The 17,091-nt window shown below is 34.5% G+C and carries 15 protein-coding genes; 12 read left to right on the top strand and 3 right to left on the bottom strand.

The window, feature by feature from the left end; genetic code table 11:
- Positions 1–133: 133 nt before the first annotated feature.
- From Q0992_RS05755 to Q0992_RS05710, 10 genes are all read left to right on the top strand, one after another.
- Positions 134–2,320 (top strand): glutamine synthetase III, encoded by a 2,187-nt coding sequence (locus Q0992_RS05755; protein WP_299521391.1) that lies wholly within the window; start codon positions 134–136, stop codon positions 2,318–2,320.
- Positions 2,321–2,538: 218 nt separating this feature from the next.
- On the top strand, positions 2,539–2,676 hold the full coding sequence (locus Q0992_RS05750) for a hypothetical protein (RefSeq protein ID WP_299521390.1): 138 nt from the start codon (positions 2,539–2,541) through the stop codon (positions 2,674–2,676).
- 186 nt (positions 2,677–2,862) lie between these two features.
- Positions 2,863–3,540: a Curli production assembly/transport component CsgG gene (locus tag Q0992_RS05745; RefSeq protein ID WP_299521389.1), complete on the top strand. Its 678-nt coding sequence runs from the start codon at positions 2,863–2,865 to the stop codon at positions 3,538–3,540.
- A gap of 48 nt (positions 3,541–3,588) precedes the next feature.
- Positions 3,589–4,767 carry an AIR synthase related protein gene (locus Q0992_RS05740; RefSeq protein ID WP_299521388.1) on the top strand — a complete coding sequence of 393 codons (1,179 nt, stop codon included), beginning with the start codon at positions 3,589–3,591 and terminating at the stop codon, positions 4,765–4,767.
- Positions 4,768–5,169: 402 nt separating this feature from the next.
- Positions 5,170–6,246 (top strand): peptide chain release factor 1, encoded by a 1,077-nt coding sequence (gene prfA, locus Q0992_RS05735; RefSeq protein WP_299521387.1) that lies wholly within the window; start codon positions 5,170–5,172, stop codon positions 6,244–6,246.
- A 37-nt stretch (positions 6,247–6,283) separates the two neighbouring features.
- On the top strand, positions 6,284–6,637 hold the full coding sequence (locus Q0992_RS05730) for a four helix bundle protein (protein WP_299521386.1): 354 nt from the start codon (positions 6,284–6,286) through the stop codon (positions 6,635–6,637).
- Between the two features lie 12 nt (positions 6,638–6,649).
- Positions 6,650–7,477, top strand: a complete 828-nt coding sequence (pyrF, locus tag Q0992_RS05725; protein ID WP_299521385.1) for an orotidine-5'-phosphate decarboxylase — start codon at positions 6,650–6,652, stop codon at positions 7,475–7,477.
- Entirely contained in the window at positions 7,474–8,253 is a 780-nt protein-coding gene (locus Q0992_RS05720; protein ID WP_299521384.1) for an ABC transporter substrate-binding protein, read from the top strand. The genes pyrF and Q0992_RS05720 overlap by 4 nt, the downstream gene beginning before the upstream one ends.
- Before the next feature lie 34 nt (positions 8,254–8,287).
- Entirely contained in the window at positions 8,288–9,538 is a 1,251-nt protein-coding gene (locus Q0992_RS05715) for an outer membrane beta-barrel protein (RefSeq protein WP_299521383.1), read from the top strand.
- A gap of 171 nt (positions 9,539–9,709) precedes the next feature.
- Positions 9,710–10,216, top strand: coding sequence for a hypothetical protein (locus Q0992_RS05710; protein ID WP_299521382.1), 507 nt, complete (start codon positions 9,710–9,712; stop codon positions 10,214–10,216).
- Here Q0992_RS05710 and Q0992_RS05705 read toward each other — a convergent pair.
- Both Q0992_RS05705 and Q0992_RS05700 read right to left on the bottom strand, forming a co-directional pair.
- Complete coding sequence (locus Q0992_RS05705) at positions 10,213–10,392, bottom strand: Lacal_2735 family protein (protein WP_299521381.1); 180 nt, start codon at positions 10,390–10,392, stop codon at positions 10,213–10,215. The two genes, Q0992_RS05710 and Q0992_RS05705, sit on opposite strands and share 4 nt — an antisense overlap.
- Positions 10,393–10,513: 121 nt before the next feature.
- Entirely contained in the window at positions 10,514–11,218 is a 705-nt protein-coding gene (locus Q0992_RS05700; RefSeq protein ID WP_299521380.1) for a DUF4197 domain-containing protein, read from the bottom strand.
- Positions 11,219–11,259: 41 nt separating this feature from the next.
- Between Q0992_RS05700 and Q0992_RS05695 the strand changes: the two genes are divergently transcribed.
- Entirely contained in the window at positions 11,260–12,225 is a 966-nt protein-coding gene (locus Q0992_RS05695) for an MBL fold metallo-hydrolase (protein ID WP_299521379.1), read from the top strand.
- A gap of 2 nt (positions 12,226–12,227) precedes the next feature.
- Here the strand turns inward: Q0992_RS05695 and purU are convergent, their stop codons facing one another.
- The gene (gene purU, locus Q0992_RS05690) at positions 12,228–13,082 is read right to left on the bottom strand and encodes a formyltetrahydrofolate deformylase (RefSeq protein ID WP_299521378.1); all 855 of its coding nucleotides are present in this window, start codon (positions 13,080–13,082) and stop codon (positions 12,228–12,230) included.
- Positions 13,083–13,227: 145 nt separating this feature from the next.
- Between purU and Q0992_RS05685 the strand changes: the two genes are divergently transcribed.
- Positions 13,228–16,695: a methylmalonyl-CoA mutase family protein gene (locus Q0992_RS05685; RefSeq protein WP_299521377.1), complete on the top strand. Its 3,468-nt coding sequence runs from the start codon at positions 13,228–13,230 to the stop codon at positions 16,693–16,695.
- Positions 16,696–17,091: the final 396 nt, after the last annotated feature.

Here is a 17,091-nt window from a genome sequence, read left to right as displayed (position 1 = left end):
TTTTTTTAATTGGTCAAAAAATACAGGGTCTTTTAGATGAAATGTTATTAATACTTGTTGATAACCCTGTTTTTTATAGGGTTAAATGCGTGATTTTAATAAATTCGTATTTTTGAACCAAAATTTTGTGAATATGTCAACATTAAGATTCCACGCTGTAAAAGAGTCCTTAAAAAGAACACCATTACATATTGAAGAAACAAAAAGACGTTCAGAGGTTTTTGGAGCAAATGTCTTTAATGAAGCTTCGATGCGCCAATATTTAACCAAGGATGCTCTTAAAAGTATTATGGAAGCCATAGAAAAAGGCTCTAAAATAGATAGGGTTCTGGCTGACCATATTTCTACAGCAATGAAAGAGTGGGCTATTTCAAAAGGTGCTACGCATTATACACATTGGTTTCAGCCATTAACAGGAGCAACTGCAGAGAAACATGATGCTTTTTTTGAGACTATTGGAGACGGTTTGGCCATAGAGAAGTTTGGGGGCAGTCAGTTGGTTCAACAAGAGCCAGATGCTTCCAGTTTTCCGCATGGTGGTATTAGGAATACTTTTGAAGCGAGAGGTTATACGGCTTGGGATCCTACATCTCCAGCATTTATATATGGTACAACCTTATGTATCCCTACTGTTTTTGTATCATACACGGGTGAAGCCCTAGATTATAAAACACCACTACTTAGGGCATTACATGCCGTAGATAAAGCAGCGGTTGCTATTTGTAAATACTTTGACAAAAATGTTAAAAAGGTTAGCGCCTCGTTAGGTTGGGAGCAAGAGTACTTCTTAATAGATAATGCCTTGGCGACGTCGAGACCAGATTTGGTATTAACGGGTAGAACATTACTAGGACATTCACCAGCAAAAGGACAACAACTAGATGACCATTATTTTGGGACAATACCTTCGAGGGCGATGGCATACATGCGTGATTTGGAAAATGAATGTATGGTATTGGGCATTCCTGTGAAAACACGACATAATGAAGTAGCACCAAATCAGTTTGAGTTAGCTCCAATTTATGAAGAAGCCAACTTAGCGGTAGATCATAACTCGTTGCTAATGGATATAATGCAAAAAGTTGCAAGACGCCATGATTTTAAGGTATTGTTACATGAGAAACCGTTTGCAGGTGTCAATGGTTCGGGTAAACACAATAACTGGAGTTTGACTACTGATACTGGGATTAACCTATTGTCGCCAGGAAAAACACCAATGAGTAATCTTCAATTTCTAGCATTTTTTATCAATACAATTAAGGCTGTTCAGACTTATGAGGAGTTACTTAGGGCTGCGATAGCTTCTGCAAGTAATGATCATCGTTTGGGTGCCAATGAAGCACCACCGGCTATTATTTCTGTCTTTATTGGAGCGCAATTAACCAAAGTTTTAGAAGAATTAGAAACTGTGACCAAGGGAAAACTATCTCCACAAGAAAAAACAGATTTAAAACTCAATGTTGTTGGAAAGATTCCTGAAATACTTCTTGACAATACGGACAGAAATAGAACATCCCCTTTTGCGTTTACAGGTAATAAATTTGAATTTAGGGCTGTTGGATCTAAAGCTAATTGTGCAAATCCTATGACGGTTTTAAATACAATAGTTGCCAAGCAACTTATTGATTTTAAGGAAGAGGTCGATATTTTAATTGATAAAAAATCAATGAAAAAAGACGATGCTATTTTCAATGTTTTGAGAGAATATATAAAAACATCTAAAGCCATTCTTTTTGAAGGGAATGGTTATAGTGGTGAATGGGAAAAAGAAGCTAAAAAGAGAGGTTTAAGCAATAACAAAACAACACCCGAAGCCTTAAAAGTGAAGGTTTCTAAACATTCAATTGAGCTTTTTGAAAATTTAGGCGTTATGAACAAAGTTGAAGCACAAGCACGCTATGAAATTGAAATGGAGGAATATATTCTCCATATCCAAATAGAGAGTAGAGTCCTTGGAGATATAGCGCGTAATCATGTTGTGCCAACAGCGGTAAGGTATCAAAATATGCTCATAGAAAATGTTACTGGACTAAAGGTTATTTATGGGACTAAGTTTAAAGATTTTGCTCAAGAACAATTGACCTTAATTGAGCAGACTTCTAAGCATATTGAAGCTATCAATTCTTTGGTGACTAAAATGATAGATGCACGCAAAAATTTTAATAAGGAAGTCAATCTAGAAAAGAAAGCAAGTGGTTATTGTCAAGAAGTTAAACCCTTTTTTGAGGATATAAGATATCATTGCGATAAGCTTGAGCTAATGATAGATGATGAGCTTTGGCCACTTACAAAATATAGAGAGCTTTTATTTACAAAATAATACTTAGCTTAAACAAACTAAGCTGTTTTTTCTTAATGCTTTATGTAAGTATTTATACGTACGGAATTGTTTTCAAAATTATTTTTTATGTCGTTTGTCGATGACTAATGTCGCGTTATCGAAAACCTTGTTAATTGTTAAAAAAAAAGCGATTCGAGACACTTTCTCAATAAGTTTATTTAGTATTTTTATGGTGCTATTAATCAATATTTGTAAAAATGAAGAAGTTACTATTAAGTGTAGCTATTCTTGTGGGTGCGACTTTAATTCTTTCTCAAGACAATTCCGAAGATATGAAAGATGTTGTAAAGGATGAGGTTGTAAATATTCAATCTGAGCTACAGACGGAATCTTAAAATTTAAGGCTTACGATAGGCATTTAAGCCGATTAAGATAAAATAGGATAAAGCTATTACTATGGTTTTATCCTATTTTTATTGCTGTTAATCTTATATTTTAAGATTTATTGAATATAATTTTCCTAATTTGCGCTGCTCCCAAATGTATTATGATATAAACTTACTTGCTAATTAATTATGTTTATGATAGGTAAAAACCAAATTCTACTTATAGTATTAACTATTTTTAGTCTTGTAGGTTATGCTCAGGAAGAAAAGAGTCCTCAGGAAGAAAAGAGTCCTCAGGAAAATAAAGATTTATTCCGAAAGTTAGAGTTTTACGATTTACGAGGAACAAGTGCCATTGATGCTGCTGTTGGTACTTCGCTAATTAATAACGACTACCCAGAACCAGAATTTGAGTTATATTTTAGAATTGGGTTTAAGCAACACGTTACAGAACAATTAAACATTGGGGTTACTTTTAACAGGTATAATCTAGCATTTGATAATACTTTTAACGAAGATTTCATGTCTTTTGATTTGAATTTAGAATACTTGATTTTGCCTTATCAGAAATTTACTCCATTCCTGTTTGGTGGATATGGGTATAATGCATCTAATGATTTTGAAAATACCCAAACTAAAGTGCAAGCTGGTACAGGTGTGGAATATATAATTACTGAAGGTGTAGGGATCAAACTTTTTGGTGAGTACAATTATGTACTTTCTAACGAGTTAGACGGCCTTATAGTCCCAAATAACGATGAGTCATTCATTAGAATTGCTCTTGGTGTTAATATATATTTTGGCGGGAACAAAAAAAGAGAACGCTTATTGGAGGATATAGACACCGTAATAAAGTCTAATTTAATTAAATAATTCAATTCAATTCTTACTTTTGCAAGACCAATACCATAATTAATTGCAATGAGTAATTCGGTAAGCAAGAGATATTCGCAAAGAGGTGTTTCTGCCTCAAAGGAGGATGTACACAACGCCATAAAAAACATTGATAAAGGCTTATTTTCTAAAGCTTTTTGTAAAATAGTTCCAGATTATTTAACTAACGATGATGACTATTGCCTCATCATGCATGCTGATGGCGCAGGTACAAAGTCATCTTTGGCTTATATGTACTGGAAGGAAACGGGTGATCTTTCAGTTTGGAAGGGTATAGCCCAAGATGCCTTAATAATGAATGTCGATGATCTTTTGTGCGTGGGAGCTACGAACAATATCATGCTGTCTTCAACGATTGGGAGAAACAAGAACTTAATTCCTGGCGAAGTTATTTCAGCCATAATTAATGGAACAGAAGAATTGATAGAAGATTTGAAGAACTTTGACGTGACCATCCATTCTACAGGTGGCGAGACAGCAGATGTTGGGGATTTAGTAAGGACAATAATAGTAGATTCTACAGTCACTGCCCGAATGAAACGTTCAGATGTTATTGATAATGCTAATATTTCTGCTGGTGATGTCATTGTTGGGTTGGCTTCTTTTGGACAAGCATCCTATGAAACGGAGTATAATGGTGGTATGGGAAGCAATGGCTTAACGTCAGCTAGGCATGATGTGTTTTCGAAATACTTAGCCAAAAAATATCCTGAAAGTTTTGATGCTGCTGTACCAGAAGCACTGGTATATTCAGGAAGCATAAAATTAATTGATAATGTCGAAAACTCACCACTAGACGCAGGCAAGCTAGTACTTTCGCCAACAAGGACCTATGCTCCGATTATAAAGTCAATTTTAAACAAGTACAACAATGAGGCCATTCATGGTATGATACATTGTAGTGGCGGAGCACAAACCAAGATTCTACATTTTATTGAGAATTTACATATTGTTAAAGATAATATGTTTAGCATTCCTCCTTTATTCAAATTAATTCAAGAGCAATCCAAAACCGATTGGAAAGAGATGTATCAAGTATTTAATTGTGGACATCGAATGGAACTCTACGTAAAACCTGAAGTTGCAGAAGACATTATTGCAATATCAAAGTCATTTAATGTAGATGCTCAAATTATAGGTAAAGTAGAACGCTCAGATTCAAAAAAACTCACGATAAAAAGTGAGTATGGTACTTTTAAATATTAGTCTAAATAAATCCCTTTATAAGTAATAAAAAAGTACAAGTTAGTAGACTATCAAGGATAAAGATGGTGCTGAAAAATTTAAAATGGGAGACACCCCTTATTTTATAAAATTTTAAACGCTGTCTCAATCTTCTGTCACTAACCATAATCCAGAGTAAAAAGACCAAAAATAATTTGGTGCATAGCGCCAATATCAATTCAGGATTGATTACCGTAATGGCAATAGTCACTAAAAAAGACCATATTGCCAGCGGTTTATAATAGTTTAGTATAGAGGTGAACTGCCTTAGCATAAACATACAACGCCAAAACAAATAAATTTATTTTCTTAGGGATTCACAAATTTCATTTTCAATAAAATCCATAAAAAATTGTACTTTTGACATCAATTTTTTGAAGAGCGATGTTAGAGAAAATACAGATTGTAAAACAACGATTTGATGAAGTAAACGATCTTATTATTCAACCAGATATAATAGCTGACCAAAAACGTTATATACAGTTGAATAAGGAGTATAAAGATCTTAAACAAATTGTTGATAAGGGAAGTATATACAAAGAACTTTTGGATAATATTTCTGAAGCAGAAGAGATTATTGCAGATGGTTCGGATGCCGAGATGATAGAGATGGCGAAGATGCAGCTCGATGAAGCCAAGGAGGCATTACCAAAGATAGAAGAAGAAATCAGATTTTTATTAATTCCTAAAGATCCAGATGACGGTAAAAATGCCGTTGTGGAAATTAGAGCAGGAGCAGGTGGAGATGAAGCCAGTATTTTTGCGGGCGATTTATATAGGATGTATACAAAATTCTGCTCGGATAAAGGCTGGAGTACAAGTGTTGTGAACATTAGCGAAGGAACTTCAGGAGGCTTTAAAGAAATTATTTTTGAAGTCAACGGAGAAGATGTTTATGGGACTCTAAAATTTGAAGCAGGAGTGCACCGTGTACAGCGTGTACCGCAAACAGAAACCCAAGGACGAGTCCATACAAGTACTACGACTGTAATGGTATCTCCAGAGGTTGAGGAGTTTGATTATGAACTTGATATGACTGAAGTTCGAATAGAGCGCACCACATCAACAGGACCAGGAGGGCAATCCGTAAACACAACGTATTCCGCCATTAAGTTGCATCATGAGCCTACAGGAATGATAGTAAGTTGTCAAGATCAAAAGTCCTCTCATAAAAATTTAGAAAAAGCACTTAAAGTTTTACGTTCAAGACTATATGAGAGGGAACTTGAAAAACAATTAGAAGCTGATTCTGAGAGAAGAAAGAGTATCATTAAGCGTGGAGATAGAAGTGAGAAAATTAGAACATATAACTATCCACAAGGACGTGTTACTGACCATAGAATTGGGTTGACACTTTACGATTTACAGAATATTATTAATGGTGATATTCAAAAAATAATAGACGAATTAATGTTAGCGGAAAATACCGAGTTGTTAAAAGCTAATGATGATATAATATGATGGTTGTGGGTCTTAGGTATTAGGTAATAGTTAATTTATGAGGAATTTTAGAGAGTTAGAGATTTGGAAGGAGTCGATTGATTTGGTGAAAATTATCTATAATATTAAAGAACAGCTACCTGATTCTGAAAAGTTTGGACTTAAATCTCAGTTATCGAGATGTGCTATTTCCATTCCAGCAAATATTGCCGAAGGATGTGCTAAAGATTCCCAGAAAGACTTTATAAGATTTTTGCAAATTAGTCTGGGCTCAGCATATGAGCTAGAAACGCATTTGATTATTTGTTTTGAGTTATCCTATTTAAATGAGAACAAAGAGCTGATTTTTGGAATTCAAAGGCTTCAGAAACGAATAAATGCATTAATAAAATACTCAAAAGCAAATATCTAATACCTAAAACCCATGACCCAACAGCAATTAGTTGCTCAAATCCACAAAAAACAATCCTTTCTTTGTATAGGGTTAGACGTAGATTTAAATAAAATCCCAAAATATCTGTTAGAGGAGGAAGACCCCATTTTTGCGTTTAATAAAGCGATTATTGATGCAACGCATCATCTATGTGTGGCCTACAAGCCGAATACAGCATTTTATGAGGCTTATGGTATAAAAGGTTGGCAAGCCCTAGAAAAGACCATAGATTATCTTAATAACAACTATTCTGAGATTTATACAATTGCAGATGCCAAGCGTGGCGATATTGGCAACACCAGTACCATGTATGCTAAAGCTTTTTTTGAGGATTTAGGTTTTGATAGTGTTACAGTTGCACCTTACATGGGAAAAGATTCCGTTGAGCCTTTTCTCGCATTTAAAGATAAACATACGATACTTTTAGCCTTAACCTCTAATCAAGGGGCATTCGACTTTCAGACAAAATCAGTTGATGGAATCGAACTTTATAAGCAGGTTCTAGAGACTTCAAAAACTTGGCGGAATTCTGAGAATTTAATGTATGTGGTTGGTGCTACCAAAGCTGAGTTTTTAGGAGATATTCGTAAAATAGTTCCAGAAGGCTTTTTTCTGGTTCCAGGTATTGGCGCACAAGGTGGAAATTTGCAAGATGTTTGTAAGTACGGGATGAATGATTCTATTGGATTGATTGTTAATTCTTCGAGAGGTATTATTTATGCATCCCAAGAAGAGGATTTTGCACAAGCAGCAGCCAAAAAGGCCGAAGAACTTCAAAAACAAATGGAAACAGAGCTAAAGCGTTATTTAGCGCAATGACCATTAAAGATCAACTTAGCCGAGAAATTCAAATAAAAGAAATTCCCAAGAGAATTATCTCTTTAGTGCCATCCCAAACTGAACTTTTGGTAGACTTAGGATTGGAATCTTCAATTGTTGGGGTTACAAAATTTTGTGTACATCCAAGAGCTTTACGAAAAGAGAAAGCTGTCGTTGGTGGAACAAAGCAAGTTCGTTTCGATAAAATAGAAGCACTTCAACCAGATATTATCCTTTGTAACAAAGAAGAGAATACGAAAGACATGATAGAGGAATTGGGGCTAATAGCACCAATACATATCAGTAACATTAATAATTTAAATGATTGCTTTGAGTTAATTGAAATGTACGGAGAGCTTTTTCAAGTTACATCAAAAGCTTCGGAAATAGTTGATAGTATTCAAAAAGAGCGAACTCAATTTCAAAATAAAATAAATAATCAAAAAATGCTTAAAGTGGTTTATTTCATATGGAAAAACCCCTGGATGGTAGCTGCATCACATACATTTATAGATACAATGATTACTGAAGCCGGATTTATAAATGTGTTTAGAGATGACTTGCGTTATCCAGAAATTCATTTAAATAATCCAAAACTGAAGGATGTTGATATTGTAATGCTATCTAGTGAGCCTTACCCTTTTAAAACAGAACATGTTTTAGAACTAAAAAGCCAATTTCCAGATAAAAAGATTGAAATTGTTGATGGTGAGATGTTCTCTTGGTATGGAAGTCGGCTACAAAAAGTTTACAATTATTTTGAAAGTTTATTCTGACATTTGTATATTTATTGTTAAATAAAAATAAATTATGCAATTAAAATTCTACTTACTTTTTTTCCTTACATCTTCCTTTTCTTTTGGACAAATATCTTTTGAGGCAGGATACATAATTAAAAAATCTGGAGAAAGAGAGGCTTGTTTGATAAAAAATCAGGGTTTGATAAAAAATCCGAAAACAATTCAATATAAGCTTACGGATACCTCTGATGTATTAGAGGCAGATATTAATTCTATAAATGGTTTCCAAATAGGAAATGATGTTAAATACGTGAGAGCTCAAATTGAAGTAGACCAATCTTCTCAAAAAACAGCAAATTATACCTATAGTGCTGAACCGAATTTTAAGACTGAAGTGGCATTTATAAAACAGCTAATAGATGGTAAGGCAAGTTTATATTCATACTATGATAATGGCTTACGTCTATTTTTCTACAAATTGGGTGATGGAGATATATTGCAATTAGTATTCAAAAAGTATTACTTCAATAATAATTTTACAATAAAAGAGAATACTGCTTATAAAAAGGTGCTTTTTGACGAGTTAAAATGTTCTGAATTAAATCTTGATGTTATCAGAAATACTGATTATAAAGAAGATGATTTAGTTTCGCTATTTATTTTGTATAATGAATGTGTTAACTCTGACTATATAACTTTTGAAAAGCCAAAAACTAAACCAAAGTTTAATTTAAGAGCAAAGGTTGGGGTTGGTTTTACAGGTATGGAAATAAATTCAAGGTTATCAGGATCAGAAGATCCATTATCTGTTTCTACACTTGATAATAACGTGACGCTACGACTCGGAGCTGAACTTGAGTATGTATTTTCCTTTAATAGGCACAAATGGGCAGTTTTTGTTGAGCCTACTTTCATCAGTTATTCATCCAATGCAGCGACAGATGACGATCGCCCTAATCTTATCACTACATCTACAGATGTTGTTGATGTAGATTACAAGGCAATTGAGTTACCTATTGGTATAAGACATTATTTTTATTTAGGAGATGATAATGATTCCAAACTCTTTGTTAATGTATTTTTTGTTATTACTAGTGATTTATCAGATAATGTAGATTATGGTTCTGATCCAAATGCCACTTCGCTAGATACACCTTTTAGCTCTGGGGAATCTTTAGGTTTAGGTGTTGGTTATGAATTTAAAAACAAGCTTAGCATAGAAACCAGAGCTTATACAGCAAGGGATGTAACATCAAAGAGTAGGGTGATTGAGAGTCCTCTTAGTATGGTTGCAATAACATTAGGATACCAATTTTTATAGTCAATAAATCAAAAAAGCCGGCACCTAACTAAAATACCGACCTTAATCTAACTAACTGTTCTAATCTCTTTTGTGTTGCAAAGATGTTGACTTTTTGCCGTTTAAATGTTATGCTAATATTAGGATATAATTAAATATAGTTTAATAACTTTAAAATAAACTATATCAATCATGAAAACGTATATTTCACTTGCACTATCACTCTTTTTTACAATAACTTTAGTTGCCCAGGATAAGACTTGTAATTGCTGTACAGAAAAGTATTCTGAATTTGACTTTTGGCTCGGTACTTGGGAAGTCACCAATCCTAATGGTACTAGAGCTGGAGTCAATGTTATTAAAAAAGTACAAAACAATTGTATCCTACAAGAGAATTGGATAAGTGCTACACCAGGCTATACAGGTACCAGCAATAACTTCTATAATTATAAAGCTAACCAATGGGAGCAAATATGGGTAGATAACCAAGGACAGAGTTTACATTTAAAAGGCAATAAAGTTGGAAATCAAATGATTTTAAGAACGGAAGACGAAACCAACGCGGAAGGTAAAACGTTTTTCCATCGCGTAACGTGGACGGATAATGATGATGGGTCAGTAAGACAATTGTGGGAAACTGTTACAGAAGGTAAAGAAGTTGCGATTGCTTTTGATGGTCTGTATAAGAGAAAAGATTAGTTGGCTTGGATTTGCGAATCTCCAATGATGAATTTCAATTTGTTTATTTCGTACAAAACTTTAGTGGCTCTATATTCAGAAATATCGCTAAGGGCGTGATCCGTCTGTCTTAAATTATACGCATCTTCAATAAGTTGAAGGTATTGTTGCTTTAACTTGGTTTTCTTTTGTAGCAACTTCTTTGAGTTTGACACAATGATGATTATTAATTATATGTTGTTAAATTAATAAATAATCAGTTACGATATCTTAATTTGTTTATAAAATTTTTAAAAAAAATCAACAACGAATTCATTATTAGTCTTGAAGTGCAAATACCTTTTTTAATAAGTCAGTCGTCCTTGAGGATACTTTATTTCTAATTTCTTTTTCCTCTACGGCTATCATAGTATAAACACCTTCTAAAGCTTCAGAGGTAACGTAATCCGTTAAGTCTGGGTTGACATCGTTAGTAAGCGGAAGGTCATTGTATTTAGTTATAAGGTTGGTCCAAATTTGGTCAGCACCAACTTTACCAAAAGACTTACTAATTACGGGCTTAAACTTATTGTAAAGCGCTGTTTGGGTTTTGGATGTTAAATAAGTTGTAGCCGCATTATCTTCGCCAAGGAGAATGTTCTTTGCATCGTTAAATGTAATGTCCTTAACAGCGTTAACAAAAATCGGTGTAGCTTCCTTAACGGCATCTTCGGCAGCTCTATTTAATGCTTTTATACCTTCGTCAGCTAAACTACTTAACCCGATTTTTCGCAAAGCATTATCGACTTTTTGCAATTCATCAGGTAGTAGAATCTTAACCAATTCATTTTTGTAAAAACCGTCTTCTTGGGTGAGTTTGGTGACTTGTTTCTCGATGCCAAAATCGAGAGCTTGGCGTAATCCGGCAGCCATATCCGCATTGCTAAGTCCCCCTCCTTGTGGTAGTTCGTTAATAACATTTTGCAATTCTGCACAAGCACTTAAGTTAAATACTATGAGTAAGGCTAAAATTCTTTTGATCATGGATTTAGGTTTTTTATCTTTAACAAAGATATATTTTACATATGAAAAGATTTCAATACTTGTGTCTAATATTTATTACCACAGTTTTTAGTTGTTCTCAAAAGCCAACTGAGAATATTACTAAAAATGATTCCGAAAAAGTAAAAGCAGAACAGTATATTACTGTTTTAGGTATTGCCCAAGATGCTGGATTCCCTCAAATTAATTGTGAAAAGAAATGTTGTAATGCTTATTATAAGGGGGAAGAATCAAAAAAATTTGTTTCATGTTTAGGCTTAGTTGATAAAGCTTCAAATCAAAAATGGCTATTTGATGCTACTCCAGATATTATTGCGCAAACTCAGATATTAAAAAAAGAGCACATAGATAATGATAAGATTATAGATGGTATTTTTTTAACACATGCACATATTGGGCATTATACAGGTTTAATATATTTAGGTAAAGAAGCTTTGGGTTCTAAAGACATACCAATTTATGCTATGCCAAATATGAGAAGTTTTTTAGAGTCTAACGGTCCTTGGAGTCAATTGGTAACTCTAAATAATATTAATTTGAAAACACTAAAAAATGATTCTGTAATAGCTTTGAATAATAGTTTGAAAGTTATACCTATTTTAGTTCCACATCGCGAAGAGTATTCCGAAACTGTAGGTTATATAATTAAAGGAAAACAAAAGTCGGCATTATTCATTCCAGATATTGATAAATGGGAAAGGTGGGATAGAAATATTATTGAAGAAGTAAAAAAGGTAGACTATGCATTTTTGGATGCTTCTTTCTTTAGGGATGGTGAGCTCGAAAGGGATATGAGCAAAATTCCACATCCATTTACTACAGAAACAACAACATTATTTGAGAATGAAACCTTTGAGACCAAGAATAAAATTCATTTCATTCATTTTAATCATACAAACCCGGCCATAAAAGAAAATCATCACCTAAAAGACAGTCTCCAAAAGCTTGGATTTAAGTTCGCAAAAGAAGGAGATAATTTTGGCTTATAGGCCTAAGAAAATACAACGGTTTTATTGTTATAGACCATTACTTTACGGTTAGCATGAAGTTTAATAGCATTGGATAACACAATCTTTTCTAAATCGCGTCCTTTTGCAATAAGATCTTTGATAGAGTGTGCATGCGAAACGCGTGTGACGTCTTGTTCGATTATTGGGCCGGCATCTAGTTCTTCGGTAATGTAATGACTTGTTGCACCTATAATCTTCACACCTCTTTTATAAGCAGAATGATAAGGTTTAGCGCCAATAAATGCAGGTAAAAATGAATGGTGAATATTAATAATCTTATAAGGATATTTATCTATGAGACGATTAGATACGATTTGCATATATCTTGCCAAGACAATAAAATCAATGTTATGGGAATCTAATAATTCTAATTGCTTTTTTTCGGCTTCGTGTTTAGTGTCTTTAGTTACTGGGATGTGATGAAAAGGAACTTTAAAACTATCTGCTATGGATTTAAGGTCATTATGATTACTTAAAATGAAAGGGATATCTAGAAAAAGCTCCCCTGAATTATAACGCCCTAAGATATCATATAAACAATGGTCATATTTAGAGACAAACAGAGCCATTTTTGGTTTTTTGTCTGCAGCATACATTCGCCATTCAAGGTTGAATTTATCTACCAATGTGTTGCTGAATGATTCCTTGAAATTTTCAACCGAAAATGAATCGGATTCAAACTCACATTCCAAGCGCATAAAAAATATGTTTTGCTCGCTATCAACGTGTTGATCTATATAGACAATATTACCGCTATTATTCGCTATAAAATGAGTAACAGAAGCAATAATGTTTGGCTGGTCATTACAATGGATTAATAAAGTTATTTTATTCATAAAAAGTAACTTAAATGAGCTGTTAAAATTAATCAAAATACCTAGCTACGTTGACTTTGTGAAAGTTTTAGATAATTGTTAATTATTGTAATACTTTTTTGAATATTCCTTAAATTTGCCATCAAATTAAGTCATTTTTTTACGAATGGAACAAATCGCACCTTACAAGCCAAAACATAAAGTAAGAATTGTAACAGCAGCATCTTTATTTGATGGTCATGATGCAGCCATTAATATTATGAGAAGAATAATTCAAGCTACAGGTGTAGAGGTTATTCATTTAGGTCATGATAGAAGTGTTGAAGAAGTTGTAAATACAGCTATTCAAGAAGATGCCAATGCCATAGCCATGACATCATATCAAGGAGGTCATAATGAGTACTTCAAGTACATGTACGACCTCTTGAAAGAAAAGGGTGCCGATCATATAAAAATCTTTGGTGGAGGTGGAGGTGTCATTCTTCCTGAGGAAATTGAGACTCTCATGGATTATGGCATTACCAGAATTTATTCACCAGATGATGGTAGAGAAATGGGACTGCAAGGTATGATAAACGATTTGGTACAAAAATCTGATACGAGCGCATCTCTAACACTTCCCGAAGGGAAGAGAATTAATGGCGAGCTAAAAAAGAAAGATGTTAATACTATTGCAAGACTTATTACAGTAGCCGAAAATGAACCGGAGAAGTTCGACACTTTAGTTGAAGCCAACTCTGAAAGTTTTTCACCTTTAAAGAAAACGGGAAAGGAAGCCACTCCAGTATTGGGAATAACAGGCACTGGTGGTTCAGGGAAGTCGTCTTTAGTAGATGAATTAGTGAGACGATTCTTAATGGATTTTCCCGAAAAAACCGTTGGATTAATTTCCGTAGATCCATCAAAACGCAAAACAGGTGGTGCATTATTAGGTGATAGAATCCGTATGAACGCCATTAATTCTCCTAGAGTGTATATGCGAAGTTTGGCCACGCGACAATCTAATTTGGCGTTGTCAAAATATGTTAATGAAGCTATTGAGGTTTTAAAAGCTGCTGAGTATGATTTAATTATTCTGGAAACCTCTGGAATTGGGCAATCTGACACTGAAATTTTAGAGCACAGTGATGTGTCATTATATGTAATGACTCCTGAGTTTGGTGCAGCAACGCAACTAGAGAAAATTGATATGCTCGATTTTGCAGATTTGGTGGCCATAAACAAGTTTGATAAACGTGGTGCTTTAGATGCCTTACGCGATGTGAAGAAACAGTACATGCGCAATCATAATTTATGGCATGCAGATCCAGACACAATGCCAGTTTTTGGAACTATCGCATCCCAATTTAACGATCCAGGAATGAATACGCTCTACAAAGCCATAATGGATAAAATTGTGGAGAAAACAGAAGCAGATTTGAAATCTACTTTTGAAATATCTAAAGAAATGAGCGAGAAGATTTTTGTCATTCCACCAGCTCGTACGCGCTATTTATCCGAAATAGCCGAGAATAATCGTGCTTATGACAAAACAGCCAATGCTCAAGTTGAGGTTGCTCAAAAGCTATATGGTATATTTAAAACTATATGTTCAGTAGCAGATGTCACCTTGAGCGCAGTCGAAAGGTCTTTTTTAGGAAAACAAGGAATAAATCAAGATGAGATTCTTCAACAAGCACAGAATGAAAATGATAAAGATTTTTTGGAGCTTCTTATCAATGAATTCGACCGTGTCAAGTTGAACTTAGATCCCTATAACTGGGAAATTATTACAGGTTGGGACGAAAAAGTGAATCGCTACAAGGCACCAATCTATTCGTTTAAAGTAAGAGACAAAGAGATTAAGATTGAAACGCATACAAAATCATTGTCACACTCTGATATTCCAAAAGTGGCTTTACCAAAGTATCAAGCTTGGGGAGATATTTTAAGATGGTGCTTACAAGAAAATGTGCCTGGTGAATTTCCTTATGCATCAGGCCTGTATCCTTTTAAAAGAACAGGTGAGGACCCGACACGTATGTTTGCAGGAGAAGGCGGTCCAGAGCGTACCAATCGACGTTTTCATTATGTGAGTTTGGATATGCCAGCTAAACGTTTATCTACAGCATTTGATAGTGTCACACTTTATGGAAATGACCCAGATTACAGACCAGATATCTATGGAAAAATAGGAAATGCTGGAGTAAGTATTTGCTGTTTGGATGATGCTAAGAAGTTATACTCTGGTTTTAATTTAGCAGATCCAATGACATCGGTAAGTATGACCATTAATGGTCCTGCACCAATGTTATTAGGCTTTTTTATGAATGCTGCCATTGACCAACAATGTGAAATTTACATCAAGGAGAATGGGCTTGAAAAAGAGGTAGAGCAAAAAATTAAGGCCATCTATAAAGGCAAGGAGCGACCAACTTATAAGGGTGACATTCCTGAAGGTAACGACGGTTTAGGTTTAATGCTTTTAGGAGTTACAGGTGACCAAGTGTTGCCTAAGGATATATATGAAGACATAAAAGGAAAAACGATTGCTCAGGTAAGGGGAACGGTACAAGCCGATATTTTAAAGGAAGACCAAGCACAAAACACTTGTATTTTTTCAACGGAGTTTGCGCTGCGCTTAATGGGAGATGTGCAAGACTATTTTATTGATAACAATGTCCGCAATTTTTATTCGGTATCCATTTCTGGGTATCATATTGCCGAAGCTGGTGCAAATCCAATTTCTCAATTAGCATTTACATTGGCTAATGGATTTACGTATGTAGAGTACTACTTGAGCAGAGGTATGGATATTAATAAGTTTGGTCCAAATTTATCTTTCTTCTTCTCAAACGGTATTGATCCAGAATACGCTGTTATTGGACGTGTAGCACGTAAGATTTGGGCGAAAGCCTTAAAGCATAAGTATGGAGCAAATCCAAGAGCACAAATGTTGAAGTACCATATTCAAACTTCTGGTCGTAGTTTGCATGCCCAAGAAATCGATTTTAATGATATCAGAACCACGCTTCAAGCATTGTATGCAATTTATGATAATTGTAATTCATTACACACTAATGCATACGATGAAGCCATCACAACTCCAACAGAAGAATCGGTGCGTCGTGCTATGGCGATTCAATTAATTATTAATAAAGAGTTGGGATTAGCCAAGAACGAAAACCCAATTCAAGGCTCATTTATTATTGAAGAATTAACTGATTTAGTGGAAGAAGCGGTGTTAGCAGAATTTGATAGAATTACAGAACGCGGAGGAGTTTTGGGCGCTATGGAAACTATGTATCAGCGTTCGAAAATTCAAGAGGAAAGTTTGTATTATGAAACCTTGAAGCATAATGGAGAATTCCCGATTATTGGAGTAAATACGTTTTTGAGTAGTAAAGGTTCACCTACGGTTCAACCAGCGGAGGTTATTAGAGCGACCGAAGACGAAAAGGAATTTCAAATTATGACACTTCAGAATTTGCATAATGCTCATGACACTTCTGAGTTGTTGAAAGACCTACAGATGAAAGCTATCAATAACAAAAACATTTTTGAGGCACTGATGGAAGTGTGTAAAGTTTGTTCTTTGGGCCAGATTACATCTGCACTATTTGAAGTAGGAGGTCAGTATCGCAGGAATATGTAAGCAGACTCTTAACTTTTCGAAGAAAAGTTTTAGAGGTCGCTTACCCTGAGCTCGTCGAAGGGTCTATTTCGGCAGGAAATCACTTTCTATATTGTGAATAGTATATGAGTCGTATCCCCTTAGTGTTGCACTTAGTGAAGCTGAAGTATCTTGGCGTTTTAAAAAATGTAAAACTCTTGGATTTTATAAGGTAAATACTTACATTTAACGTATTAACCCTTCTGATTAATAGCAACTTAAACGATGAGCGCAATCTACAAGTTTAAGTTTTTGATAAGACCCTTTTAATAATGGTAATTCTAACTTATGGATCTTAGTCGATGGGTTATCGCAATAGTTTTGTTGAATTTAAAGCAAAAAGAAAGCGACACTAGAATTAACTAATGCCACTTTAAA

It is taken from the genome of Winogradskyella sp., from assembly GCF_028289625.1.
Taxonomy (GTDB): Bacteria; Bacteroidota; Bacteroidia; order Flavobacteriales; family Flavobacteriaceae; genus Winogradskyella.
Note: the sequence above shows the minus strand (reverse complement) of the source record. Positions and strands in the feature narration are given on the sequence as shown.

Excerpts from the sequence above, each read along its gene's own strand:
- Q0992_RS05700 (WP_299521380.1), bottom strand. The coding sequence starts at position 11,218 with ATGATCAAAAGAATTTTAGCCTTACTCATAGTATTTAACTTAAGTGCT.
- Q0992_RS05750 (WP_299521390.1), top strand. The coding sequence starts at position 2,539 with ATGAAGAAGTTACTATTAAGTGTAGCTATTCTTGTGGGTGCGACTTTA.
- Q0992_RS05695 (WP_299521379.1), top strand. The coding sequence starts at position 11,260 with ATGAAAAGATTTCAATACTTGTGTCTAATATTTATTACCACAGTTTTT.
- Q0992_RS05740 (WP_299521388.1), top strand. The coding sequence starts at position 3,589 with ATGAGTAATTCGGTAAGCAAGAGATATTCGCAAAGAGGTGTTTCTGCC.
- Q0992_RS05755 (WP_299521391.1), top strand. The coding sequence starts at position 134 with ATGTCAACATTAAGATTCCACGCTGTAAAAGAGTCCTTAAAAAGAACA.
- Q0992_RS05720 (WP_299521384.1), top strand. The coding sequence starts at position 7,474 with ATGACCATTAAAGATCAACTTAGCCGAGAAATTCAAATAAAAGAAATT.
- Q0992_RS05715 (WP_299521383.1), top strand. The coding sequence starts at position 8,288 with ATGCAATTAAAATTCTACTTACTTTTTTTCCTTACATCTTCCTTTTCT.
- Q0992_RS05745 (WP_299521389.1), top strand. The coding sequence starts at position 2,863 with ATGATAGGTAAAAACCAAATTCTACTTATAGTATTAACTATTTTTAGT.
- prfA (WP_299521387.1), top strand. The coding sequence starts at position 5,170 with ATGTTAGAGAAAATACAGATTGTAAAACAACGATTTGATGAAGTAAAC.
- purU (WP_299521378.1), bottom strand. The coding sequence starts at position 13,082 with ATGAATAAAATAACTTTATTAATCCATTGTAATGACCAGCCAAACATT.
- pyrF (WP_299521385.1), top strand. The coding sequence starts at position 6,650 with ATGACCCAACAGCAATTAGTTGCTCAAATCCACAAAAAACAATCCTTT.
- Q0992_RS05710 (WP_299521382.1), top strand. The coding sequence starts at position 9,710 with ATGAAAACGTATATTTCACTTGCACTATCACTCTTTTTTACAATAACT.
- Q0992_RS05730 (WP_299521386.1), top strand. The coding sequence starts at position 6,284 with ATGAGGAATTTTAGAGAGTTAGAGATTTGGAAGGAGTCGATTGATTTG.
- Q0992_RS05685 (WP_299521377.1), top strand. The coding sequence starts at position 13,228 with ATGGAACAAATCGCACCTTACAAGCCAAAACATAAAGTAAGAATTGTA.